The 24,394-nt window shown below is 63.9% G+C and carries 21 protein-coding genes and 2 pseudogenes; 14 read left to right on the top strand and 9 right to left on the bottom strand.

Going from position 1 to position 24,394, the window contains the following annotated elements; translation table 11 throughout:
• The first annotated feature begins 158 nt into the window (after positions 1-158).
• The 6 genes from ACMDCM_RS09900 (at position 159) to glpD (ending at position 8,619) form a co-directional block, all read left to right on the top strand.
• Positions 159-2,423 carry an acyl-CoA dehydrogenase gene (locus tag ACMDCM_RS09900; RefSeq protein ID WP_412773405.1) on the top strand — a complete coding sequence of 755 codons (2,265 nt, stop codon included), beginning with the start codon at positions 159-161 and terminating at the stop codon, positions 2,421-2,423.
• A complete protein-coding gene (locus ACMDCM_RS09895; RefSeq protein ID WP_412773404.1) occupies positions 2,423-3,706 on the top strand; it encodes an acetyl-CoA C-acetyltransferase in 1,284 nt (427 codons plus the stop codon). The genes ACMDCM_RS09900 and ACMDCM_RS09895 overlap by 1 nt, the downstream gene beginning before the upstream one ends.
• A 206-nt stretch (positions 3,707-3,912) precedes the next feature.
• The gene (locus ACMDCM_RS09890; protein WP_412773403.1) at positions 3,913-6,003 is read left to right on the top strand and encodes a 3-hydroxyacyl-CoA dehydrogenase NAD-binding domain-containing protein; all 2,091 of its coding nucleotides are present in this window, start codon (positions 3,913-3,915) and stop codon (positions 6,001-6,003) included.
• Positions 6,004-6,048: 45 nt separating this feature from the next.
• Positions 6,049-6,498, top strand: a complete 450-nt coding sequence (locus tag ACMDCM_RS09885) for an acyl-CoA thioesterase (RefSeq protein WP_412773402.1) — start codon at positions 6,049-6,051, stop codon at positions 6,496-6,498.
• Positions 6,499-6,691: 193 nt separating this feature from the next.
• The gene (locus ACMDCM_RS09880; protein WP_412773401.1) at positions 6,692-6,928 is read left to right on the top strand and encodes a hypothetical protein; all 237 of its coding nucleotides are present in this window, start codon (positions 6,692-6,694) and stop codon (positions 6,926-6,928) included.
• 158 nt (positions 6,929-7,086) lie between these two features.
• A complete protein-coding gene (gene glpD / locus ACMDCM_RS09875) occupies positions 7,087-8,619 on the top strand; it encodes a glycerol-3-phosphate dehydrogenase (protein ID WP_412773400.1) in 1,533 nt (510 codons plus the stop codon).
• Positions 8,620-8,660: 41 nt separating this feature from the next.
• Here glpD and ACMDCM_RS09870 read toward each other — a convergent pair whose 3' ends face one another.
• Together ACMDCM_RS09870 and ACMDCM_RS09865 are read right to left on the bottom strand one after the other, a co-directional pair.
• Positions 8,661-9,164, bottom strand: a complete 504-nt coding sequence (locus tag ACMDCM_RS09870; protein WP_412773399.1) for a DUF1993 domain-containing protein — start codon at positions 9,162-9,164, stop codon at positions 8,661-8,663.
• A 134-nt stretch (positions 9,165-9,298) separates the two neighbouring features.
• On the bottom strand, positions 9,299-10,588 hold the full coding sequence (locus ACMDCM_RS09865; RefSeq protein WP_412773398.1) for a lytic murein transglycosylase: 1,290 nt from the start codon (positions 10,586-10,588) through the stop codon (positions 9,299-9,301).
• A gap of 527 nt (positions 10,589-11,115) precedes the next feature.
• Here ACMDCM_RS09865 and soxC point away from each other — a divergent pair.
• A complete protein-coding gene (gene soxC / locus ACMDCM_RS09860; protein WP_412774720.1) occupies positions 11,116-12,396 on the top strand; it encodes a sulfite dehydrogenase in 1,281 nt (426 codons plus the stop codon).
• Entirely contained in the window at positions 12,383-12,949 is a 567-nt protein-coding gene (locus tag ACMDCM_RS09855; protein WP_412773397.1) for a c-type cytochrome, read from the top strand. The genes soxC and ACMDCM_RS09855 overlap by 14 nt, the downstream gene beginning before the upstream one ends.
• Positions 12,950-12,975: 26 nt before the next feature.
• On the opposite strand, the pseudogene ACMDCM_RS09850 reads toward ACMDCM_RS09855, so the two are convergent.
• The 3 genes and pseudogenes from ACMDCM_RS09850 to ACMDCM_RS09840 form a co-directional block, all read right to left on the bottom strand.
• Positions 12,976-13,214: pseudogene (locus tag ACMDCM_RS09850) on the bottom strand (short-chain fatty acyl-CoA regulator family protein); the annotation flags it as partial.
• 450 nt (positions 13,215-13,664) lie between these two features.
• A complete protein-coding gene (locus ACMDCM_RS09845) occupies positions 13,665-13,838 on the bottom strand; it encodes a hypothetical protein (protein WP_412773396.1) in 174 nt (57 codons plus the stop codon).
• Between the two features lie 548 nt (positions 13,839-14,386).
• A pseudogene (locus ACMDCM_RS09840) lies at positions 14,387-15,076 on the bottom strand (helix-turn-helix domain-containing protein); the annotation flags it as partial.
• A 369-nt stretch (positions 15,077-15,445) separates the two neighbouring features.
• Here ACMDCM_RS09840 and aceA point away from each other — a divergent pair.
• From aceA to ACMDCM_RS09825, 3 genes are all read left to right on the top strand, one after another.
• On the top strand, positions 15,446-16,753 hold the full coding sequence (gene aceA, locus ACMDCM_RS09835; protein ID WP_412773395.1) for an isocitrate lyase: 1,308 nt from the start codon (positions 15,446-15,448) through the stop codon (positions 16,751-16,753).
• Between the two features lie 15 nt (positions 16,754-16,768).
• The gene (locus tag ACMDCM_RS09830) at positions 16,769-16,975 is read left to right on the top strand and encodes a DUF4170 domain-containing protein (RefSeq protein ID WP_292617362.1); all 207 of its coding nucleotides are present in this window, start codon (positions 16,769-16,771) and stop codon (positions 16,973-16,975) included.
• 213 nt (positions 16,976-17,188) lie between these two features.
• Positions 17,189-17,773: a hypothetical protein gene (locus tag ACMDCM_RS09825; protein WP_412773394.1), complete on the top strand. Its 585-nt coding sequence runs from the start codon at positions 17,189-17,191 to the stop codon at positions 17,771-17,773.
• A 26-nt stretch (positions 17,774-17,799) separates the two neighbouring features.
• Here the strand turns inward: ACMDCM_RS09825 and ACMDCM_RS09820 are convergent, their stop codons facing one another.
• From ACMDCM_RS09820 to ACMDCM_RS09805, 4 genes are all read right to left on the bottom strand, one after another.
• Entirely contained in the window at positions 17,800-18,954 is a 1,155-nt protein-coding gene (locus ACMDCM_RS09820) for a PQQ-dependent sugar dehydrogenase (RefSeq protein ID WP_412773393.1), read from the bottom strand.
• 60 nt (positions 18,955-19,014) lie between these two features.
• Positions 19,015-19,179, bottom strand: a complete 165-nt coding sequence (locus ACMDCM_RS09815; RefSeq protein ID WP_412773392.1) for a hypothetical protein — start codon at positions 19,177-19,179, stop codon at positions 19,015-19,017.
• 188 nt (positions 19,180-19,367) lie between these two features.
• A complete protein-coding gene (locus tag ACMDCM_RS09810; RefSeq protein WP_412773391.1) occupies positions 19,368-20,021 on the bottom strand; it encodes a glutathione S-transferase family protein in 654 nt (217 codons plus the stop codon).
• A gap of 174 nt (positions 20,022-20,195) precedes the next feature.
• Positions 20,196-21,491, bottom strand: a complete 1,296-nt coding sequence (locus ACMDCM_RS09805; protein WP_412773390.1) for a glycosyltransferase family 87 protein — start codon at positions 21,489-21,491, stop codon at positions 20,196-20,198.
• Positions 21,492-21,723: 232 nt separating this feature from the next.
• Here ACMDCM_RS09805 and ACMDCM_RS09800 point away from each other — a divergent pair, with 232 nt between their 5' ends.
• The 3 genes from ACMDCM_RS09800 (at position 21,724) to ACMDCM_RS09790 (ending at position 24,390) form a co-directional block, all read left to right on the top strand.
• Entirely contained in the window at positions 21,724-22,926 is a 1,203-nt protein-coding gene (locus ACMDCM_RS09800; protein ID WP_412773389.1) for a pyridoxal phosphate-dependent aminotransferase, read from the top strand.
• A gap of 249 nt (positions 22,927-23,175) precedes the next feature.
• Positions 23,176-23,757, top strand: a complete 582-nt coding sequence (locus ACMDCM_RS09795) for a DUF992 domain-containing protein (protein WP_412773388.1) — start codon at positions 23,176-23,178, stop codon at positions 23,755-23,757.
• A 153-nt stretch (positions 23,758-23,910) separates the two neighbouring features.
• A complete protein-coding gene (locus ACMDCM_RS09790; protein ID WP_412773387.1) occupies positions 23,911-24,390 on the top strand; it encodes a DUF992 domain-containing protein in 480 nt (159 codons plus the stop codon).
• Positions 24,391-24,394: the final 4 nt, after the last annotated feature.

Here is a 24,394-nt window from a genome sequence, read left to right as displayed (position 1 = left end):
CCCGGCCAGCCCGCAATTTCGCTTAATTTTCAATTATGAAACATGAAATGAAACTCGCTTTTCCCTTTAGTAAGAATATTTGTCTTTAAGAGTATAAGATCGTTGCCTGCAGCGATCCCACCGGGACCGGGCACGCCGAGTAACAAGAGGACATTGCGATGAGTTTTCGCCGTGACGTGATCTCCAAGCTGATCTTCTCCTGGGCGCGCCGCGTGCTGCCGTCAATGTCGGATACCGAGCGCGAGGCGCTGGAGGCCGGCGACGTCTGGTGGGACGCCGACCTGTTCACCGGCAATCCCGACTGGGCGAAACTGCTGGCGACCTCGCCCGCGAGTTTGACGGCGGAGGAAGAGGCGTTCCTCAACGGTCCGGTGGACGAACTCTGCGCGATGCTCGACGACTGGAAGATCAATTGGAAATGGCGCGATCTGCCGCCGGATGTCTGGAATTTCATCAAGCAGAAAAAATTCTTCGGCATGATCATCCCGACCGAGTATGGCGGGCTCGGCTTCTCGCCTTATGCGCATTCGGAAGTGGTGCGCAAGATCTCGTCGCGTTCGCTGACCGCCGCGGTCACGGTGATGGTGCCGAATTCGCTCGGCCCCGGCGAATTGCTGATGCGGTTCGGCACCAGGGACCAGCAGGAAAAATGGTTGCCGCGCCTTGCCGACGGCCGCGACGTTCCGTGCTTCGGCCTGACCAGTCCGGAAGCCGGCTCCGATGCCGCGTCGATGACCGACACCGGCATCATCTGCAAGGGCACGTTCGAGGGCCGCGAGGTGATCGGGCTCCGCCTCAACTGGCACAAGCGCTACATCACGCTCGGTCCGGTGGCGACGCTGCTCGGCCTCGCCTTCAAGGCCTACGATCCGGATCATCTGGTCGGCTCGCAGGAGGACCTCGGCATCACCGTGGCGCTGATTCCGACCGATCTGCCGGGGGTATCGATCGGCCGTCGCCATCTGCCGGCGATGCAGGTATTTCAGAACGGCCCGAACTGGGGCAGGGACGTTTTCATTCCGCTCGACCATGTCATCGGCGGAAAGGAGCGCCTGGGTCAGGGCTGGAAGATGCTGATGACGGCGCTGGCGGCCGGGCGCGGCATCTCGCTGCCGTCGTTGTCGGCGGCGGGCGCGGCCTTCGCGGCGCGCACCACCGGCGCCTATGCCCGCGTCCGCGAGCAGTTCGGCATTCCGATCGGCAAGTTCGAGGGCATCGAGGAGCCGCTGGCGCGCATCGCCGCCACCGCCTATCTGATCGACGCGGCGCGGCGGTTGACCTGCGCAGCCCTCAACGAGGGTCACCATCCCGCCGTCATATCCGGCATCATGAAGCTGCATGCGACCGAGCGTCTGCGCACCGTGATCGACGACGCCATGGACATCCACGGCGGCAAGGCCGTGATCGACGGACCGCAGAACTATCTCGGCAATCTCTATCGCGGGGTGCCGGTCTCGATCACGGTGGAAGGCGCCAACATCCTGACGCGCAACCTCATCATCTTCGGGCAGGGCGCGATCCGCGCGCATCCCTACCTGTTGCAGGAGATGAATGGGCTCAGCGATACAAACAGAGCAAGGGGCCTCGATACCTTCGACAAGGCGTTCTGGGTTCACGTCGTCCACAGCATCACCACGCTGTTCCGCGCCTGGGGCCGGAGCTGGAGCTTTGGGGCGTTCGCGCCCGCGCCGGAGGATGCGGGTCCGGTGAGGGACTTCTACCGCCAGCTCTCGCGCTATGCGTCGGCCTTCGCGTTGTGCGCGGACATGGCGCTGCTGACGCTCGGCGGCAAGCTGAAGCGCAAGGAGATGCTGTCGGCGCGTTACGGCGACATTCTTTCCGAACTGTATCTGCTGTCGGCCGTGCTCAAGCGCTGGCACGACGAGGGCCGGCAGGAGGCCGATCTCCCGTTGGTCGAATGGTGCATGGCGACCGGTTTCCGCACCATCGAGCGGCGGTTTGCGGACATCCTGGCCAACCTGCCGAACCGCGCCGTCGCGATCATGCTCAAATTCATGATCCAGCCGATGGGCGCGCGGGCGCGGGGCCCGAGCGACAAGGTCGTGCATGCCTGCGCGCAACTGGTGCTGGAGCCCTCCGTCGCGCGTGACCGCCTGACGCCGGGTCTTTCGCATGTCGATGACGACAATGGCGTGGCGCGGCTTGAAAAGGCGTTTCTGCTGGTGACCGCTGCGGAGGACGTATTCAAACGAATGCACGCGGCACGTCTGCACGATGCGGATGCGGCGATCAAGCAGGGCGTCATCACTCAGGTCGAGGCCGAACAATACAAGGCTGCGCACGAGGCGGTGCTTCGCGTCATCGAGGTCGACGATTTTGCGCCGGAAGCACTGTCGCCCTTCAAGAAGTCCGTTAGCGTGCAGGTCGTGCAGGATCGGAATGAAACGAGGGCGGCAGGCTGATGGCGCGTCCGGTCTATATCATCGACGGTAGCCGAACCCCTTTTCTCAAAGCGCGCGGCGGCCCGGGGCCGTTCACGCCGGTCGATCTGGCGGTGCAATGCGGACGGCCATTGCTGGCGCGTCAGCCGTTCGCGCCCGACGCGTTCGATCAGGTCATTCTCGGCTGCGTCAACGTCATCGCCGACGAGATGAACCCCGCCCGCGTCGCCGCGCTGCGGCTCGGATTGGGCGAGGCGATGGTGGCGTTCACGGTGCAGATCAACTGCGGCTCGGGCATGCAGTCGATGGATACCGGCTATCGCTATATCCGCGACGGTAACGCCAACCTGATCCTGACGGGGGGCGCGGAGGCGCTGAGCCATGCGCCGCTGGTGTGGCCGCAGCAGGGCGTGCGCTGGTTCGCGGGCGTCGCCGGCGCCAAGGGCATCGTTGCGAAAATCAAGGCGATCGCGAAAGCGCGGCCGCCCGATTTCAAGCCGGTCATCGGGCTCGAGCGCGGGCTGACCGATCCGATCACCGAACTCAACATGGGCCAGACCGCCGAGGTGGTCGGCTATCTCTTCGGCATTACCCGCGAACAGTCCGACGCCTACGCGGTCGAAAGCCACAAGCGGCTTGCGAAGGCGCAGGCCGAAGGCTGGCTCAAAGGCGAATTGGAGACCGCGTTCGCGCGCGACGGAAAATTCTACGATCACGACGACGGCGTCCGTCCGGACTCCTCGATGGAGACGCTGGCGAAATTGAAGCCGGTGTTCGAGCGGCCGTGGGGCCAGGTCACCGCCGGCAATTCGTCGCAGATCACCGACGGCGCCTGCTGGACCATTCTCGCCTCGGAAGATGCCGTCATCAAACACGGCCTCAAGCCGAAGGCGATGATCGTCGACAGCCAGTGGGCGGCGCTCGATCCCTCGATCATGGGGATCGGCCCGGTGCTCTCGTCGACCGAACTGTTGAAGCGCAACAAGCTCTCGCTCCACGACATCGAGACCTGGGAGCTCAACGAAGCGTTCGCCACCCAGGTGCTCGGCTGCCTCGCCGCATGGGAGGACGAGACATTCTGCCGCGACGTGCTCGGTCTCGACGGCGCGGCCGGTACGATCGACCGCGCCAGGCTCAACGTCGATGGCGGCGCGGTAAGCCTCGGGCATCCCGTCGGCACATCGGGCAACCGCATCGTGCTGCATCTCGTCAACGCCATGAAGCGGCTCGGCACAAGGCGCGGCGTCGCCACCGAATGCATCGGCGGCGGGCAGGGCGGCGCCATGCTGATCGAGATGGTGTGATGATGCGAGGAAGCACACTATTGACTGCAAAACATGCCCCGGATGCTGCCCGACTCCCTCTCCCCGCCGGGGAGAGGGTTGGGGTGAGGGGGGACCGTGCGCTGGTTGAGGATGTAACCCCTCACCCAAATCGCATCTGGCGATGCGATCCGACCTCTCCCCACGGGAGAGGTGACCGACACGCTAGTTGCTGCTGAGAGGGCGTCATGGATTCGAAAGTACTGGACGTTCTCAAGGATCGCGTGCTGGAGCTTGGACCGAAACCCGATGCGAGCGGTCCTTATCGCAACTTCAAGCTGGCGCGCGACGCCGACGGCGTGGCGTGGGTGCTGTTCGACCGCGCCGATTCCAGCGCCAATACGCTGTCCTCGGACGTGATGGAGGAGTTCGGCGCGATCGTGAGCGCGCTGGAAAGCCATCCGCCCGCCGGCATCGTGATCCGCTCGGCCAAGACCTCCGGCTTCATCGCCGGCGCCGACGTCAACGAATTCCGCGGCGCCGCCGATCCGGCCGAGGTGGAAACCACGATCGGCCGCGCCCACGGCATCATCGACCGGCTGGAGGCGCTGAAGATTCCGACCGTCGCCGTGATCCACGGCTTCTGCCTCGGCGGCGGGCTCGAGGTGGCGCTGGCGTGCCGGACGCGGATCGCGATCGATAATGCGCGGTTCGGCTTTCCGGAAGTGATGCTCGGCCTGCATCCCGGTCTCGGCGGCACCGCGCGGTTTACCCGGCTGGTCAATCCGATGCAGGCGATGACGCTGATGCTGACCGGCAAGACCATCGATGCGCGAAAGGCGAAATCGCTGGGGCTTGTCGATGCTGTGACGCAGGAGCGCCACGTCCGGGGCGCGGTGAGGGACGCGGTGGCCGGCCGGCTGAAGCGCGCCCGGTCTGCTGCGCTCAATGGGTTGCTGAACCTCGGCCCCGTTCGCGGCTTTCTGGCCTCGCGGATGCGCAAGGAAACGGAGAAGGCCGCATCGCAAGAGCACTATCCGGCTCCCTATGCGCTGATCGATCTCTGGGAGAGGCATGGCGGCAGCAAAAGCGCGATGCTTGCGGCTGAAAAGCGCTCCTTCGCCGAGCTGATGGTGACGTCGACGGCGCAGAACCTGATCCGGGTGTTCTTCCTGCGCGAGCAGATGAAAAAACTCGCCGGAGGCGGCAACGTCGTCAAGCATCTGCATGTCATCGGCGCGGGCGCCATGGGCGGCGATATCGCCGCCTGGTGCGCGCATCAGGACATCCGCGTGACGCTCGCCGACATGAAGCCGGAGCCGATCGCCGGCGCGATCAAGCGCGCCGCGGTCCTCTACGGCAAGATCACGCGCAAGCGCACCGACATCCGCGACGCGCTCGACCGCCTGATGCCCGACCTCGAGGGCGAGGGCGTGCGCAACGCCGATCTCATCATCGAGGCGGTGCCGGAAAAGCTCGACCTGAAGCAGAAGGTCTATGCCGGCATCGAGCCGAGGATGAAGCCGGGCGCGATCCTCGCCACCAACACCTCGAGCATTCCGCTGCAGGAGCTGCGCACCTCGCTTCAGCATCCCGAACGGCTGGTCGGCCTGCACTTCTTCAATCCGGTGTCGCGGCTGCAACTGGTCGAGGTGGTCAGCCATGATGCCGCCGACCCGCAGGTGTTGAAAGAGGCAATGGCGTTCGTGGGCGCCATCGACCGGCTGCCGCTCCCGGTGCAGAGTTCGTCCGGCTTCCTCGTCAACCGCGCGCTGACGCCGTACATGCTCGAAGCCATGGTCATGCTCGACGAGAAGATCGACAAGACCGTGATCGATGCCGCGGCGGAACAATTCGGCATGCCGATGGGGCCGATCGAACTCGCCGACCAGGTCGGGCTGGACATCTGCCTCGCCGTCGGCGACGAACTGCGCTCGAAGTTCGGTGAAGCTCTTCCACAGCCGCCGGACTGGCTGCGCGACAAGGTTGCGAAGGGCGAACTCGGCCGCAAGACCGGTCAGGGTTTTTACACATGGCGCGACGGCAAGGCCGACAAGGGCACCGCGAGCAAGTCGCAGATCACGCCGGAAATGATCGATCGCCTTGTGCTGCCGATGTCGAATGTTTGCGTCGCGTGTTTGCGCGAAGGCATCGTCGATGATCCCGATCTGGTCGACGGCGCGATGATCTTCGGCACCGGCTATGCGCCGTTCCGCGGCGGGCCGCTGAATTATGCGCGCACCCGCGGCCCGGAGAATGTCGCCGCCAACCTGCGCGAGCTTGCGCAGAAATTCGGCGTTCGCTTTGCGCCGGACGCCGGCTGGGATACGTTCAAGTGAAGTCACGCGTGATATAGCCCCGACAGACCGAAGATGGACGCTCACATGACCGACGCAACAGCCGTTCATGCCCCGCTGATCGCTGAAACCGCGCCGCTTGGCGAACTCTGCACGCGCACGCTGGCGATGCCCGCGGACACCAACCAGAACGGCGATATTTTTGGCGGCTGGCTGCTCAGCCAGATGGACATCGGCGGTGGCATCTTCGCGTCCAAGCTCGCGAAGTCGCGCACCGTGACGGTCGCGATCGACGCCATGAATTTCCGCAAGCCGGTGTTTGTCGGCGATCTCGTGTCCGTTCACGCCACGCTCGTCCGCGTTGGCCGGACCTCCATCACGGTGCATCTGGAAGCATGGGTGATGCGACGCAAGGAGATGCAGTTCATCCTCGTCACCGACGGCAAGTTCACCTACGTCGCGATCGACGATCAGGGCCGCCCCCAAGAAGTTCCGCAGGCCAACCGTCCGATCCCCGCGGAGCCGGCGTCGGCTTGAAATTCGCCGTCGGTTATTCGTGCGCTTACGCCAGGCCGGGTCGGAGTCGGTATGACGGCGCGCCACCGAATCTGGATGAATTCAAGGTTGCGATTGTCTAAACCATGTCCATATCCCCTATAACGACAGGGAACGTTTCCTCCCGTTGCCCGTTATCGGCGCGCCCTTGCGACCGGGAAAATGCGAGTGGGACATGTCGAACACCTACATTATCGAAGTTGGTTCGGAATCGGCTGGAATCGTGGTGCGCGATCGCGCCGGGTTCCGGTTCTTTTCTGCCTCGCCGCGGTTCAGCTCCCTGGAAGGCAAGTTGTTCCGTAGCGCGCGCGATGCGGAGCGTGCCGCGAAAAAGCGCGCATTATCTCCGAAAGCCGCATACCCCCGTTTGGTGAAATCGCTCCGCCGCGCTTTGCCGAGGCTTAAATTCTAGCGCCGAGGTCCCGCCCCGCGCAAATACGGCGTTGACCCCGTCACATAACGCCAGCACCATGGGATTCCCTTTGGGAGAGATTCCCTTTGGGATTTTCCGGGGTGTGCTGCTGCAGTGACTGGCCCTCATATTTTTCAAAAAACGTAAGGGCCGCGTCGGTGGGCCGGGTTTTCGACCTCGCTATCATCGGAGGCGGCGTCAACGGGTGCGGCATCGCGCGCGATGCGGCGGGACGCGGCAATTCGGTTTTCCTGTGCGAGATGAACGATCTTGCCAGCGGCACGTCGTCCATGTCCACCAAGCTCGTGCATGGCGGGCTGCGCTACCTCGAATATTACGAATTCCATCTGGTTCGCGAGGCGCTGATCGAGCGCGAAATCCTGTGGCGGATTGCGCCGCACATTATCCGCCCGCTGCGCTTCGTGCTGCCGCATCACGCGGGCTTGCGACCGGCATGGATGCTCAGGCTCGGCCTGTTCCTTTACGATCACATCGGTGGACGGAAGCTGCTGCCGCCGACGCGCACGGTCGATCTCGCGCGCGACGAGGTCGGCAAGCCGCTGGCTCCCGGCCGCTACCGCAAGGGGTTCGAATATTCCGACTGCTTCGTCGACGACGCCCGCCTCGTCGTCATCACCGCGCGCGACGCGGCCGATCGCGGAGCCGATATCCGGACCCGGACGCGCGCGGTCGAAACCCGGCAGGCCGACGGCCTCTGGCACCTCACGGTCGAGGATACGTTGAGCGGCGAACGCAGCGCCGTCGCTGCGCGGGTGCTGGTCAACGCGGGTGGCCCCTGGGTCGAACGGGTGCTGACGTTGGGCGCGGGCGTGAACACGCGCGCCCGCGTGCGGCTGGTGCAGGGGTCGCACATCGTGGTCAGGAAACTCTACGACAACGACCGCGCCTACATCTTTCAGAACGGCGACGGCCGGATCGTGTTTGCGATTCCCTATCAGGACGACTTCACCCTGATCGGCACCACCGACCGCGATTACGAGGGCGATCCCGCCAGGGTGAAGGCTTCGGACGAGGAGATCGCCTATCTCTGCGCCTCCGTCAGCGAATATCTGGCGAAGCCGGTGACGCCGCGGGACGTGGTCTGGGCCTATTCCGGCGTGCGGCCGCTGTACGACGACGGCGCGAGCGAAGCCAAGGCCGCCACCCGCGAATATGCCTTCGAACTCGATACGCCCGGCGGCGTTCCGCTGCTCTCGGTCTACGGCGGCAAGATCACCACCCATCGCCGGCTCGCCGAGGAGGCGCTGGAAAAGCTCTCGTCCTATCTGAAGGGCGCGAAAGCGCGCGAGGGCTGGACCGCGAAGGCGTCTCTGCCCGGCGGCGACATGGAGGTGTCGGCAGTCGCGGCGCTCGCGGCGGAGTTGGTGCGCAGCTATCCCTTCCTGACGCCGGTGCATGCGAACCGTCTTGCCCACGCCTACGGCACCCGCGCGGCCAAGGTGCTGGGCCCGGCGAAATCCATGGCCGATCTCGGGCGTGACTTCGGCGCGACGCTGACGGAGAGCGAGGTCCGCTATCTGATCTCTTACGAATGGGCCTGCACTGCGGAGGACATCCTCTGGCGGCGCTCCAAGCTGGGCTTGCGGACGTCGGCGGCGGAGATCGCGGCGCTCGACGACTGGCTTGCCGCGCAACGGACGAAGACAGGACGACCCGGCCTTCGTCCGTGATACCGCACAAATAACGGGGAGCTGCTCAGCTCGACCGAGCCCTACTTCACGCCCATGAAATCCCGCTTGCCGATCTCGATGCCGTTGTGGCGCAGGATGTCGTAAGCGGTCGTCGCGTGGAAGTAGAAGTTCGGCAACGCGAAATGGGTGAGATATTGCTGGCCCTTCAGCGTCATCGTCTTGTCCGGACCCGCGGGAAAGGTGACATCGCGTGCTTCCGCGCCGTCGAACTTGGCCGGCGTCGCACCTTTCACGTAATCCGTTGCCTTGGCGAGGCGCTGCTGGAGATCGTCAAATGTTTTCTCCGTGTCGGGCGTGCTCGGCACCTCCGAACCGGATAGCCGCGCGCAGGTTTTTACGGCGAAATCGCAGGCGATCTGGATCTGGCGGGTCAACGGCAGCATGTCCGGATAAAGCCGCGCGGTCAGCAGGGCTTCGGGCGCGATCTTTCGCGCGCTCGCATGGGTTTCAGCTTTCCTGAGGATGTCGGAGAGGGCGCCGAGCGTTTGCAGGAAGGCCGGTGCGGCGGAATCGTAAAATGACATGAGCTGCTCTTTGTGTTTGGGGCGACGTTTGCTTCAGGCATATAGGGCGCGTCTTTCAAAACGGAAGCGCGCCTGAATTGCGCCGGCGAATTTCCCGGTGCGTCATGGGCTCGGCACGACAGGAAAACAGCGTCTCAACGATGCGGCTGGGCCGGACGTGGCTCCGCCGCCGCTTCGGGCGCGCCGCTTGCGGGCGCAACGTGACCGCGCATTCGCGCCAGCAGTTCGGCGGTCGGCCAGGAATCCGCCGGCAGGCCGTATTTGAGCTGCATTGCCTTGACCGCGCTGCGGGTCTGCTGGCCGAGCACGCCGTCCACCTTGCCGACATCGTAACCCGCCTTGACCAGCAACTGCTGCAATTGCCTGATCTGCGCGAAGGGGAGTTGCGCCACATTTCCCGCTGGCTTTCGCATCGGCGCAGCGCCTGCGATGCGCGTGGCGAGATAGGCGGCGGTGGTGGAATAGATCAGCGAGTTGTTCCATTCGGTATAGGCGTTGAAATTGTCGTAAGCCAGAAACGCCGGGCCGTTGCGTCCCATCGGCAGCAGCAGCGAGGCCGGTAGGTTGTCGTTCGGCAACGGCTTGCCGTCGGCGAAGACGACGCCCCAGGCCGCCCACTGGCTGCGTGGATGCTTGATGGTGAGATCGGCCTGATCCCATGGGAGATTTGCGGAAACGCGCACCTCCTGCAACCATGGTTCGCCGCGCTTCCATTTCAGTCCCGTCGCGATGTAGTTCGCGGTCGAGCCGATCACGTCGGCGGCGCTATGGATCAGATCGCGCCGGCCGTCGCCGTCGTAGTCCACGGCGTAGTCGTAATAATGCCGTGGCAGGAACTGGGTCTGCCCGAGTTCGCCAGCCCACGAGCCGATCATTTCGGACGGCGTGAGATCGCCGCGGTCGATGATCTTCAGCGCGGCGATGGTCTCGTCATGGAACATCTCGGCACGGCGGCAGTCGTAGGCCAGAGACACCAGCGAGCGCAGCGTCGGCAGCTTGCCCTGGATCGCGCCGAAGTCGCTCTCCAGCGCCCAGAACGCGGTGATGACGGCCGCCGGCACGCCGTACTCCTTCTCGGCGCGCGCAAAGGCCTGCGCGTGTTGTCTGATGAGCTGCCGGCCGCGCACCCGCCGCGCCTCCGAGGCCATGCGGCCGGCGAATTGCGTGAACAGTTGCCCGAACACGCGCTGACCGCGGTCGCGGTTCACGATGCTCTGATCGTAGACCATGTAGGGCTCGGCTGCTCTGATCGCGCGCTGCGACACGCCCGCCTTTTGCGCGTCCTGTTCGAGGCTCGCCAGGAATTGCGGAAAGCTCATGCCGTTGTGGCACGACGCGCCGTGCTGGGCGAGCGCGGGGGAGGCGAGGGCGATCGTGGCGAGCAACGCAGAGACGGCGGCGGGCAGCAAAAGGCGAAGGAGCATCGGGAATCCCTGTGCGTCATGGCCGAACAAAAGCGCGAAGCAAGTCTTCGCCTAGCTGGCTATCTGAAAAAGAATCAACGTAACTCTTGTTTGGATGGATCGCCGGGTCAAGCATAATGGAATTTGCGCGAATGGACGTGCGCACTTTTTCGTCATTCCCCGATATGCAGTTGTGCATCTGTGGACGAGAGAACGCGACAAGACACTGCACCGTGAATCCGCCGGCTCACCGACATCAAGTCCGCCATCACCGGCATGTCATTTTACAAGCATGACCACCGGCAGATAGGCTGCGCTGTTGTGCGCGTTTTTGCCACGGGAACTTCGAGTTGAGCGTCAAGTTGAGGCTTCACCAGGCGTAGTGCGGGTCTCGACCGGTCGTAAGATCTCTTAGGGAGAGCAACTTGAAAAGCGGTGAAAAGGTCGTCTACGATGACCAGGCTCGCCACATGGCCGAGCAGATGGTTATGGCCGAACAACGCCATATCGCCGAGCGTCTCCAGGAAGACTGCGACTGCAAGGACGGAATGTTTCCGCGTCGCATGATCTCAAGCCGGCGCGGCTTTTTGTTTGCAGCGGGATCGCTCGTCGGCGCAGCGGGTGCAACTTCGATCGCTCGCGCGGAATCGCCGAAGGCACCCCCCGGTGCGGTTCTTTACGATGTGCCTGATGATCCGACCAAAGTGCAAGGACGGGCGGTTGCCGCCGATGGAGGCTATGGAACGAGGTCTCAATTCGAGACCGAAGTTCGCGTGCGTTATCCGACACCCAACGAGAACACCTCCTGGAGTTTGACTCCGCTCGCCAAGGGACTCGGCAACATCACGCCATCAGGGCTTCACTTCGAACGTCATCACGGCGGAATCCCGACGATTGATCCGGCAAAGCATAACCTGTTGATCCACGGTATGGTGGATCGGCCGATGACGTTCTCGATGGCCGATATCAAGCGGTTGCCCTCCGTGACTCGCAAGCATTTCATCGAGTGTTCCGGCAACGGTCTGACGGAGTGGAACAAGCCGACCATGAAGACCGTGCAGGGAACGCACGGGCTGCTCAGCACGTCCGAATGGACCGGCGTTCAGTTCGCGACGTTCGCGCGCGAGACCGGATTGAAGGAGGGCGCAGCCTGGGTGCTGGCGGAAGGCGCCGACGCCGCGGTCATGACGCGCAGCATTCCGATGGAGAAAATGCTGAAGGATGCCCTCATCGTCTACGGACAAAACGGTGAAGCGATCCGCCCCGAACAGGGCTACCCCCTGCGGCTTCTGCTTCCCGGCTATGAGGGAAACACCCACATCAAATGGCTGCGGAGGCTGCAGGTCAGCGACAAGCCGTTCATGACGCGCGAGGAGACCTCGAAGTATACCGATCTTCTCGGAGACGGTAAGGCGCGCATCTTCACGCTCGACATGGAGGCGAAGTCGGTCATCACGTTCCCGTCCGGCGACATGAAACTGCCGGGTCCGGGATTCTACAACATCACGGGCCTAGCATGGACGGGGCGCGGGCGGGTCCAGTCCGTCGATGTCTCGCTCGATTCCGGAAAGACCTGGTACCCGGCGCGGCTTGAATCGCTTCCCGAGCCGATGTGCACGGTGCGCTTCAGCTTCCCGTGGACGTGGGACGGCAAGGCTGCGGTGCTGCAGAGCCGCTGCATCGACGAGACCGGTTATGTCCAGCCCACCCTCAAGCAACTCATCGCGATCCGCGGTGACAACGGGCCGTTCGGTTCGATCTATCACCTCAACGCGATCCAGAGCTGGGCCGTCAGCGAGGCGGGAGATGTGAGCAATGTCCATGCGTAGGAAGTGCCTCGCTTTCGCGACTGGCGTCTGCCTGTTCTCCGGCGGCGCGAGCGCTCAATCGATTGTCGATCACTTCAATGTCGGCCGGGTCGCGACGGCGGATGAGATCGCCAAATACTTCGCGATCCCGCCTTCGGGCGCGGGACTTCCCGCTGGCAGCGGCACGGCAAAAGCGGGCGCGGCCATTTTTGCCGATACCTGCGCCGCCTGTCATGGCGACAAGCTGCAAGGCAATCCGGCCAAGGGCATAGGCGGTGATCGTCTGATCGGCGGCCAGGGCACGCTCGCAAGCAAGACGCCGGTGAAGACCGTCGAAAGCTACTGGCCGTACGCAACGACGCTGTTCGATTACATCAAGCGCGCGATGCCGTTCAATGCGCCCGGCTCGCTCAAGGACGACGAGGTGTATGCGCTGGTCGCCTACATCCTGTCGGAAGCCAGGATCATCAAACCGACCGAGATCATGGACGCGAAAAGCCTGCCAAAAGTGCAGATGCCCAACAGGGATGGCTTCATCCCCGATCCCCGGCCCGAGCTTCAACTCTACAGGTGAACTCACGCGGCATCCGCGATGCGTGCTCACACGTCGCGCGCGTTTGAAAACGCGAAGCTCGTCACGCGGCGGGTGTTCTCGTCGAGGATCAGCGTGCGCGTGATCGGCGGCTCGGCGCGCTGGGCGCAGTTCTCGCGCTCGCACAGCCGGCAGTTGACGCCGATCGGCGTGCCTTCGGCGTTGTCGAGGTCCATGCCCGATGCCATGCCGTCGTAATCCGATCCGGGAGCTTCGCCGCGTGGCGGATTTCGCATGCGAGCGATAGGTCCCAAACCGAATGCGACCAGCGCGCGACTGCGCCGGTGGAAATGCCCAGTTGCTCGCGGTTCCATCCCCGATGGTGTTGAAGATCGCCGTCAATGCGAACCGCGTGAAGCTGCGTCGATCCCACCGAAATGCCAGCGTCCGGCAATGGCCTGACCTGGCCGCGTGGACTTTATAGAGACGGAACACTGGCTGATGACCGAACCCTCGCCGGCATCCTCAATCGCTGCATGGCGATCGGTCGCAGTCCTTCGTCCGTAGGGGTGGATGGCGTTAAGCACCTGAGCCAGGACGATAGCCGGCGGACGCCGATAATGATCGGTGATCGCCGGGCTCCGATCCATTTCGTAATCCGATCCGGGACGAGGAACGATGCCGGACGGAGGTCGGCGGCGCTTGGAGACGATAGGTCCGCGACCAGGCATCCGCGACCAGCGCCAGCGACACCACGTCAACGCATGAGTTCGATGCCGTTGCTCGCGGTTCCAACGGCACGCCGCGCGAACGGCCGCGTGGCGCGGAAGGCGGCTGTCGTGGCTCGCATCCCACCGGGGAAGGCCATTTTCGCGGCCGACTCGGCGGCCTTGTCTCGCCCGGCAATGGCCTCGATGAGGGCGAGTGACATCGGCATGGATGCGGAAAACCAAAGCGTCGTTGGTCGCCGCGATCGACCACTGATCGCTTCGATCGGGGACGCTCCAATAGATGGCGGGAACGTCGCGCAACTCCTTGAGGTCGTAGCGAACGCGTCTGCCGTCGAGCAGTCCGGATATTGCCGGCGCCGCGCAGACGCCGATAATGAAACGCCTGGCTGATACGGCAGGGCCGTTGGATCGCCGTCGCGGCTCCTTCCCGGGACGAAATAGTTCGCGCATTCCGGAGCGCGCCGAAGTGCAGCCGTCGCTAACCTTGGAGCGCCGCCGCGTCACAGTTCCCGGCCTCGTCGCCAGCATCACCACGTCGGCGACGTCGGCGTTGTCGAAGGATCCGTGGGCATCAGATAATCGGTAGCCTTGGTGGCGTCATCCCAGGATTGCGATCAGCGGCTGCGCCTGCGCTTGGGCGGCGAGCGATCTGCGGCGATTTCCTCTGCGAATTGCACTTGCCCGGCGATGGCGTATCGAAGGTGGAGTGGCGGTCCAGCCATCGCCAAGTTCTGAAACCTGCCCATAACGAATGAAGAAGCTGGCGGCGATGGCGGTCGAAGCGGCGCAGCGTTTCGCGCATGACGTCCACCGGCATGATGCGGGTCTGGATCGAATGCTTTTCCCGCAGCCGCGCGCTCAGCGCCGCGAAAAGCTCCTGCGCGGGGACGTTGATCTCGTCGCGCAGGGTTTCCGCCGCCTGCTCCGGTTCGGGAAAATAATTCCGGTTGGCCTCGATCAGGTCGCGCACCCGCTCGATCGGGTTGGCCTCGAAGCGCGCGCCCTCGTCGCGGTCGGCGAACTGAGCCGCGGCCATGGTTTCCCCGCGTCGTGCCTCGGTGTAGGCGGCGTAGAGGCGTTGCAGTGCATGGGTCACGCCGGGGCACAGCTCGGCGAGATCGCGCAGCTCCTGTTTCGGAATGTCGATCCGGCGAAACAGCGGATCGGAAAACACCTCGTTCAGCTCGGCGAAGAAGCGATCCTCGTCGGCGGTGGCGAGGTCGCGCAGGTCGAGGTCGTAGCTTTCCGCGAGCCGGAGCAGGATCTGCGCGGTGACCGGACGCTGGTTGCGCTCGATCAGGTTGACGTAGCTCGGCGAGATGCCGAGTCCCTCCGCGATCTGGGTCTGTGACAGCCCGAGCTGCTGGCGGATGCGCCGGAAACGTGGGCCCACGAAAAGTTTCTTGTCGAGTTTCTTGGCCTGGGAGTCCGTTGCCATGGTTTGCCTCTCGCTTCCCTGCCGGCGCGATCCGGCACGTCTTGCCCCCGACCGTTCGATCGCCGCCCGAGCCTGCTCGCGGCCGCCGTCAGGCCCGCTTTCCCCGCTGCCCCGATTTTGCCGCAACGGATTGCGGGGTTGCCCTATCGCGGTTGCCTTGGGTTCGCCCCATCAATTTGCGGGCGCGTGGAGTGTCGCCGCCCCGGCTCGTTATTTTTACAAATTTTACAAAATAACAAGAACGACATGTGTTTATGTTACATGACATCATCATTTGAAATCAAGATATCTATACGAATTGATTTGTTTGGCGTTTAACTAGAGCAACATTTTGCAACGCAATGTCATGAATGTGGACTGGAGATACCTATGTCCAAGACGTTTGAGCAGCTCGTCCCCGCCCCGAAGGGCCGTTTCGAGGGAATCAGCCGTCCTTACACTCCCGAGGAGGTCGAGCGGCTGCGCGGCTCGGTGGAGATCAAGTACACGCTCGCCGAAAGAGGCGCGAACCGGCTGTGGAGGCAACTCCAGGAGATGCCCTATGTGAATTCGCTCGGCGCCGTCACCGGCAACCAGGCGATGCAGCAGGCGCGCGCCGGCCTGCCCGCGATCTATCTCTCCGGCTGGCAGGTCGCCGCCGACGCCAATACCGCGGGCGCGATGTATCCGGACCAGAGCCTCTATCCGGCCAATGCAGGGCCGGAGCTTTGCCGCCGCATCAACCGCACCTTCCAGCGCGCCGACCAGATCGAGCACGCCGAAGGCGGCGCGAAGATCGACTGGTTCGTGCCCATCGTGGCTGATGCGGAAGCCGGCTTCGGCGGACCGCTCAACGCGTTCGAGATCATGAAGGCCTATATCGAGGCGGGCGCGGCCGGTGTCCACTTCGAGGACCAGCTCGCATCGGAAAAGAAGTGCGGCCACATGGGCGGCAAGGTGCTGATCCCGACCGCCGCGCATGAGCGCAACCTGATCGCCGCGCGGCTCGCCGCCGACGTCTGCGGCGTGCCGACTTTCGTGCTGGCGCGCACCGACGCCGAGAGCGCCAAGCTCATCACCTCGGATATCGACGAGCGCGACCACGAGTTCATCACCGGCGAGCGCACGGCGGAAGGCTTCTATCGCCTCAGGCCCGGCAGCGGTCTCGATCACTGCATCAAGCGCGGGCTGTCGTTTGCGAAGTACGCCGATCTTCTGTGGTGGGAGACGTCCAAGCCCGACCTCGACGGCGCGCGCAAGTTCGCCGAAGCTGTAAAAAAGGTCTATCCGAACAAGCTGCTGGCCTACAACTGTTCGCCCTCGTTCAACTGGGAAGCCAATCTGGACAAGGACACCATCGCGCAGTTCCAGAAGGAGATCGCCGCGATGGGCTACAAGTTCCAGTTTGTCACGCTGGCGGGTTTCCACTCGCTCAACCACGGCATGTTCGAGCTGGCGCGGGGCTACAAGGCCGAGGGCATGGCGGCATACTCCCGCCTGCAGCAGGCCGAGTTCGCCTCGGAGCAGTTCGGCTATTCGGCGACCCGCCATCAGCGCGAGGTCGGCACCGGCTACTTCGACCTGGTCTCGACCACGATCACCGGCGGCCAGTCGTCGACGACAGCGCTTCACGACTCGACAGAGGCCGCGCAATTCAAGTCGCAGGGTTCGCAGATCAGGGCTCAGGCGGCTGAATAGAAGAAGGAGGCTCTCATGACCGGCAGCAATTTCTGGGTGATTGGCGGCGAGTTCGGTTCGATGAACTTCCACAAGCTCGTGGAAGGCTCGGCGCAGGTGCAGGGCCCGTTCAAGACGCGGAAGGAAGCCGAGGATGCCTGGCGGGTGGTGTCCGAGGAAAATCGTCACCGCGCCGGCGTGCGCTTCTCCATCGTGGAGGAGCCGAACCGCATGGCGGGCTGACGCATCGCCCAAAAGAAACGTCCAGGGAAACGGACGGCCCTGACCGGGAGACCGGGCGGGGCCGTTTGTTGTTCAGGGAAAGGATTTGTCGCCGCTTCCGGAGCGCGGGACGTCCATTATAAGCCCCTGGAACTAAACTGCGTTTGCTCGGAAAACGGATGCTGCTAAGTTACGTGGTTACCGGCAGGTTAACGGCGCGAACTGAAGGTTACGATGTCGAACGCACGAGGCATGGGAGCAGGCGGGGCGGAACCTGCGAAGCCGGTGCGGCTGCGCGATGCCCTGCGCCAGGCGCGGATCGAGGCTGCCGACCGCACCGGCGTCGTCGTCGACCTGCGCGATGCGGAAGTGGCGCGGCTTGAGATCCTGAACGAAGCGCTCGATCCTCTGTTCGCGCAGATCCCCGATCAGGTCGATCTGTTCGATCGGGGGATCAGCCAGGGAGACACGCCGCGGCTGTGGATCGACGTGGTGGCGCATGTTCTCATGGGCCGCGACAAGCGCATGTACCGTTTCGTCCAGGATACCCGCCATGGCCGGGTTGTGCTCGCGGAATCCCATGACGCGGCCGTCGTCGTCAATGCCGTCACCGATTATGTCGCCCGCCGCATGATCGAGCGTGAGCGCGCGATGGCGGCGACGCCGCTGCCCGAGCAAGAGAGGTCGCGGGAGAAAGGCACGGAGGACGGACAGGAGAAGCCGCGCCGCGGCCGCTTTTGGGCGTTCGCGTTCGGATTCATCGCCGGCGTCGTCGCGTTGTTCGGTCTCGCGCTGGTCGCGGCGCTCAGGAGTCCGTGACGCGCGGCGCGGTTCGATCGCGCGATTTACTTCCCGGCCGGCGAGACCCGTAGGATGCGCCCGGCCGCATTATCGGTCAAAAGCCACAACGCGCCATCGGGGCCCTGCCTGACGTCGCGGATGCGCTCGTTGAGATTTTGCAGGAGCCGCTCCTCGCCGGTGACGGCATTGCCCTTGAGCGAGAGCCGCACCAGCATCCTGCCGGCCAGCGCGCCGGTGAAGAGGCTGCCTTGCCATGCCGGGAACAGCGTTCCGGTATAGAACGCCATGCCGGAAGGGGCGATCGACGGCACCCAGTATTTGATCGGCTGCTCCATGCCGGGCTTCGAGGTGCTCTCGTGGATCTTCGCGCCGTTGTAATCGATGCCGTAGCCGATCACCGGCCAGCCATAGTTCTTGCCTTTGCCGATGATGTTGACCTCGTCGCCGCCGCGCGGGCCGTGCTCGATCTCCCAGAGATCGCCGGTCGCCGGATTGAACGCGAGGCCTTGTCCGTTGCGGTGGCCGTAGCTCCAGATTTCCGGACGCGCGCCGTCGCGGCCGACGAACGGATTGTCCGGCGGCACCGAGCCGTCGGGCGCGATGCGGACGAGCTTGCCGTTGTCGACGCGAAGGTTCTGCGCCTCGTTGCGCGGACCGAAATGATCGCCGAGCGTGACGTAAAGATCGCCGTCGCGCGGGCCTTGGGCGATACGGCAACCATGATTGGCCTGGCCGCCGGGACCGACCTGCGTGAAGATCACCTTCACCTCATCGAGCGCGGTGGCATCCTTATTCAGCCGCGCCCGCGCGACCGCGGCGTTGCCGCCGCTGTCGGCGGAGTAACAGAAATAGAGCGTGCGATTGCTCGGAAAGTCGCGGTCGAGCGCGACGTCGAGCAGGCCCGCCTGTCCGCCGATATAGGGCTTCGGCACGCCCTTCAGGGGCGGCGACAATACGCCGTCGGGAGTGACGATGCGGATGCGGCCCGGACGTTCGCTCACCAGCATCCGCCCGTCCGGCAGGAAGGCGAGGCTCCAGGGGTGGACCAGGCCGCTGGCGACGGTCTTGACGCTGAGTGGCCCGGCCGACGATTTGAATGTCGTGCTTTCGCCGCGCGCGCCGGCGGCGATCACGAAGGGGGCGGTCAGCACGATGGCCGCGCCCAGGACGGCCGTGATCCACGTATTGAATGCTTTCATCGAATCGTCCTGTCGTCGAGCGGATGGTCACGACGACAAACGCAGGTGAGCGTCAAAAGATCACGATGCGGCTACTCGCAAAACCGGAATGATCGCGAACGCCAGCGAGAGGCAGATAGCGGCGGCCGCGACCGCCAGCGAGGCGGCAACCGCATTGGTCAGGCGCGTGGATGCGACGCGCGTGACGCGTTCCCCGAATCCTCCGCTCGTGCTCTGCGATCGCATTGTTCGTCAATCCTCAAGAGAGGGCGAATCACCCGCAACGCAACAGTCTTTCATCGAGCGCGGGCAGGATTGGGGCGGTCGCGATTCAAAGATGTCCAAAGCAAGGCGCGCCCGGCACTGCCCGCGTTTCTCGCGGTCCATCCTATGGCATGACCGAAGGGACTTCATCGACGCCTCGCTCGCGCGGATCAGATGCCGGCGGCGATGCCGGTCGCGGCATTGCCTGAAGGAGCCGCAATCTGGTCCATGCGCGCGAAGCCGGGCTGTCGTTCAACCCGCCGCAGCCAGGCCCGGATCGAAGGGAACGTCATGAGGTCGAAGTCGCATCTGTCGGCGACATGGGTGTAGGCATAAAGCGCGATGTCGGCGATGGTGAGCTGGCCGGCGGCGAAGAAGTCGTGGGTCTTGAGGTGATTCTCCATGACCTGAAGCGCCGCATAGCCGCGCTCCATCCAGTCGTCCAGCGCGTGGGTTTGCAGATCGCGGCCGCCTTTGACCAGCGAGAGCCAGAAATAGGCCGCGCCGATATTGGGCTCCAGCGCGTGCTGTTCGAAGAACATCCATTGCAGCGCTTCGGCGCGCTCGATCGGGGAGTCCGGTGCCAGCGCGGTTCCCACCGCGACGTACCACAGGATGGCGTTGGACTCCGCGAGATAACGCCCATCCTCCACCTCCAGCAACGGCACCTGTCCGCTCGGGTTTTTCGCGAGAAAATCCGGCGTGCGGCTTTCTCCGCGCAGGATATCGACCTCGACGGCCTGATAGGGCACGCCAAGGAAGGCCAGCGCCAGGCGAACCTTGTAGCTGTTTCCCGAGCGTTGCATCGAATAGAGCTTGTACATGCGGAGAATGGCTGGATCCGTTCGGGCCGAAGAAGCGGGTGTTGCTGCATGGGTAAACAATGCGGGTAAACAATGATGCCGCCGGCGGCGCACCGCAAGGGTCCGGAACGGTCTGATCGTTCAACACATGCGAAAAGCCCGATAGCTGCCGCCGCCACGCGTTTCAGGAGAAAATCATGTCGGCAAGCCGCGCGGATCGATATCACATACGCATGAGTTTGCGGTTCCGGAGCGCCAATCCTGGCGGTCGCGCCAGGCGCGACGGAGCATGAGCGCATAGAGCGCAAGCAGCGCGATCGCGCCGAGCGGTACGCCCGTCGCACCGGCAACGGTGCGGGCAAGCAGCGGCAACGCCCATGCCGCCGCCAGCACATTGATCTCGAAATCCCGGAAGCCGCCGGCGAACCCGAGAGTTGTCATGAATGCGAACGCCGGCGCGAGGATCGTCAGGTCGTAGTCGAGCGTGTGCGGCGAAGCCAGAAGAGCGGCGACGATCAGGATCGCGGCCTTGAGATTGTCGTCGTAACGGCCGCGCCAGATCCATGCGACGCCGCAGATCGTTGCGGCCGATGTCAGGCCCTGGGCGATATAGGCGAGAGATAAGCCGCCGCCCCACATCCGTATCGCGGCGAACACGCTCTGCAGTTTCTCGAACCCGACGCTGCCTTGTTCCAGCAATAGCCGGCGCGATACATCGGTCGATGCGAGAAAGGCGAACCACACATCGGTGCCGAATGCGAGCGAAGCGATCAACGCAAGCACGATCACCGCGAGCGTCGCCGCGGCAACGGTTCGCCAATGGCCGGATACGATCAGCGCGACCGGAATCACCAGCGCGAATTGCGGCTTGTAGGCGAGACAGCCGAACAGCAGGCCGGAGAGCAGCGGCCGTGTCGGCAAGGTGAGCAATGCCGCGCCGAACAAGCCGGCGGTGAGCAGGCCGTTCTGACCGTGGCCGACATTGATGAAAATGGCCGGAAAGGCGAGCGCGGGAAAGATCCAGATGGCGGCCGGGTCGCCGCGCGCCTGCCGCAGGGGCCGGAGGATCGCGCCGATCACGCCGAGATAAAAGGCGAATGTCGCTGCCTGCCACACCGCGAGCGCGAGCGGATAGGGCATCAGCGCCAGCGGCGCTGCGAGCAGAAGAAAGAACGGCGGATAGAACCAGGCATAATAGGGTACGCCGGCGCCAAAGATCTGCTGCTCGCGCGCGTAATGCGCGGCCATGTCGTAGACCTCGACCGCGCGCCCTTCGAGTGCGAGCGACCCGGCAGCGTAAAAGCTGGAGAAGTCGGTGCCGAGCGGTTTACCCTTGAGGTCGATCAGGCCATGGGACAGCGCGACCCATACCACCGCTGCGACGACGTAGAAACCTAGCAGCATAATGCTGTAGCCGCGGACGCGCTCGACCGTCAGCCACGCACCGGTCCGAAGGTTGTCTGTAAAGCGAGATTCCCAGAAATAAGTCATTTCGCTGTTTAAATTTGCGAATATTTCGCAACGCTGCAGGGAACGCTAGGACATGCGATGTCTGCACACTAGCCGCGGCGCTTTAATGTTTCCTGAAGCGGAAGAGGCCAAAAAGTTATAGCCAATCTTCTTGCGGTGCAACGGAACGCGTTTTAGTGTGCATCGATCTCATCATGAAGATTTGTGACAATTCGTGGCGTCGCTGGATCATGGCGCCGGTATGGAGACGATGATGCCTTTTCTCTCTGCTGCGCTCGATCGTGTGAAGCCGTCCGCGACCATCGCGGTCACGGATAAAGCGCGTCGGCTCAAGGCGGAGGGGCGGAACGTCATCGGCCTCGGCGCGGGCGAGCCGGATTTCGATACGCCGGCCAATATCAAGCTGGCGGCGGTCCATGCGATCGAGGCCGGCAAGACCAAGTATACGGCGGTCGATGGCATCCCCGAGTTGAAGGAAGCGATATCAGCCAAATTCGAGCGCGAGAACGGCCTGACCTACAAGCCGAACCAGATCATCGTCGGCACCGGCGGCAAGCAGGTTCTCTACAACGCGCTGATGGCGACGATCAATCCCGGCGACGAGGTGATCATTCCCGCGCCGTACTGGGTCAGCTATCCCGAGATGGTGGCGCTGGCGGGCGGTGAATCCGTGCCTGTGGTCTGCACGGCGGAGTTCGGTTTCAAGCTGCAGGCCGACGCGCTGGAGCGGGCGATCACGCCGAAGACGAAGTGGATCATCCTCAACTCGCCGTCGAACCCGACCGGCGCGGCCTATACGCGCACTGAGCTGAAAGCCCTGACCGACGTGCTGGTGAGGCACCCGCAGGTCTGGGTCATGACCGACGACATGTACGAGCATCTGGTCTATGACGACTTCGAATTCACCACGCCGGCGCAGGTCGAGCCGAAACTGTTCGACCGCACGTTGACGGTGAACGGGGTGTCGAAAGCCTACTGCATGACCGGCTGGCGCATCGGCTATGCCGGCGGCCCCGCGCAGCTCATCAAGGCGATGGCGACGATCCAGTCGCAATCGACCTCGAACCCGTCGTCAATTTCGCAATGGGCGGCGGTCGAGGCTCTGAACGGGCCGCAGGAGTTCATCTGCGCGAACAACAAGGTATTCAAGGAGCGCCGCGATCTCGTGGTGGCGATGCTGAACCAGGCCAAGGGCATCGATTGCCCGCGGCCGGAGGGCGCGTTCTACGTCTATCCGTCCTGCGCCGGGACCATCGGCAAGACCACGCCCTCGGGCAAGAAGCTCGAGACCGACGAGGATTTCGTCAGCGAACTGCTGGAGGCCGAAGGGGTCGCGGTGGTGCAGGGGTCGGCGTTCGGCTTAGGGCCGGCGTTCCGCATTTCCTATGCGACCAGAACTGCGGACCTTGAGGATGCCTGCAACCGCATCCAGCGTTTCTGCGGCAGCCTGCGCTGAGCCGTCGTCACCGCCGTGCGCCGTCCTGGCCTCGCAGAGACGGCCCCAGCGGTTGGCGTGCGATACCGGCCCGCTGCCGCACGTCGTGTTTCGGGTTATTTCGTCATTGCCATGGTGTTGCGGAGTTCATGAAGTTTTAGCAACGTTGCCGGCATTTTGATGCCGGGATGGGGCAACTGCCTTGTTTTGGACACGGCAGTTCCATCATGTTCACGCGCCTTCCCAGATTCCCATCCGGAGATTCATTCCATGCACTTCCCAAGACTTCTCGCCGTGGCCGCCGTGACGCTCGTGGCGTCGGTCGCGGGTGCCCACGCCCAGCATCATCAGGTTCAGGCCGGCATCCTCGAATGCGAGGGCGGTCAGAACGTGGGTTATGTAGTCGGCTCGACGACGGAGCTGCAGTGCGTCTTCCGCAGCAACACCGGTGCGCCGCCCCAGCCCTATATCGCACGCGTCCAGCGCTTCGGCCTTGATCTCGGCGTGACGGCTCAGACCGGGCTTGCCTGGGTGGTCAATGCGCCGAGCTACCGGCTTGGCGGCGGCGCGCTGGCCGGTCATTACGGCGGGGTGGGCGCCAACGCAACGGTCGGCGTCGGCGTCGGCGCCAACCTGCTGGTCGGCGGCTCCGAAAATTCGATTTCGCTGCAGCCGCTGAGCTTGCAGGGCCAGACCGGCCTCAGCGCCGTGGCTGGCATCGTCGACGTCGATCTACGCCCGGCGGATATGCGTGCGGCGCCTCGCTACAGGCGGCATCGGCATCACCATCACTATAGCCGTCATCATCATCATCATTATCATCATCATCGGCACCATCGGCATCATAGCTGATCGGATCGACGACGACCGAAAGAGGCCCGCGACGGCGGGCCTCTTTTTTTGGTGTTCATGACGGTATGGTCGCGTCTGGTGAGACGGGAGCCGGTGTGCCATAACGCGCGCGCCACATTTGTGGCGGCCATCTCTCCATCACCGGAGTTTGCCATGCGCGGGTTTTTAATTGTGGCGGGCGTGGCGGCGCTGATCGCGCCGCTCTCGGGCGTGTTTGCGCAGCAGCCGGCGCAGCGCGTCAAGGTCGGCGTTCTCGAATGTCGCGGCGCAGCGAGCATCGGATTTATCGTCGGTTCGGTCACCAATCTCGGCTGCGTGTTTCACGCGGACGGCCTGCCGGAAGATCGCTACGTCGCGACGATCCGCAAGGTCGGCGTCGATCTCGGCATCACCCAGGAATCGGCGCTGGCCTGGGGCGTCTACGCGCCGGTGGCACGGCTTGGTCCCGGCGATCTCTCCGGCGACTACGCGGGCGCGCAAGGCAGCGCTTCGGTCGGCATCGGTCTTGGCGGCAACGTCCTGATCGGCGGCTCCGCCAATTCGATCGCATTGCAACCGCTCAGTGTGCAGGGTCAGGTCGGCTTCAACATCGCGGCGGGTCTTGCGGCGCTTGAACTGCGTCCGGGACGCTGACGCG

The sequence above is a fragment of the Nitrobacter sp. genome, from assembly GCF_047149785.1.
Classification (GTDB): Bacteria; Pseudomonadota; Alphaproteobacteria; order Rhizobiales; family Xanthobacteraceae; genus Nitrobacter.
This window is presented reverse-complemented; position numbering and strand designations above follow the sequence as displayed.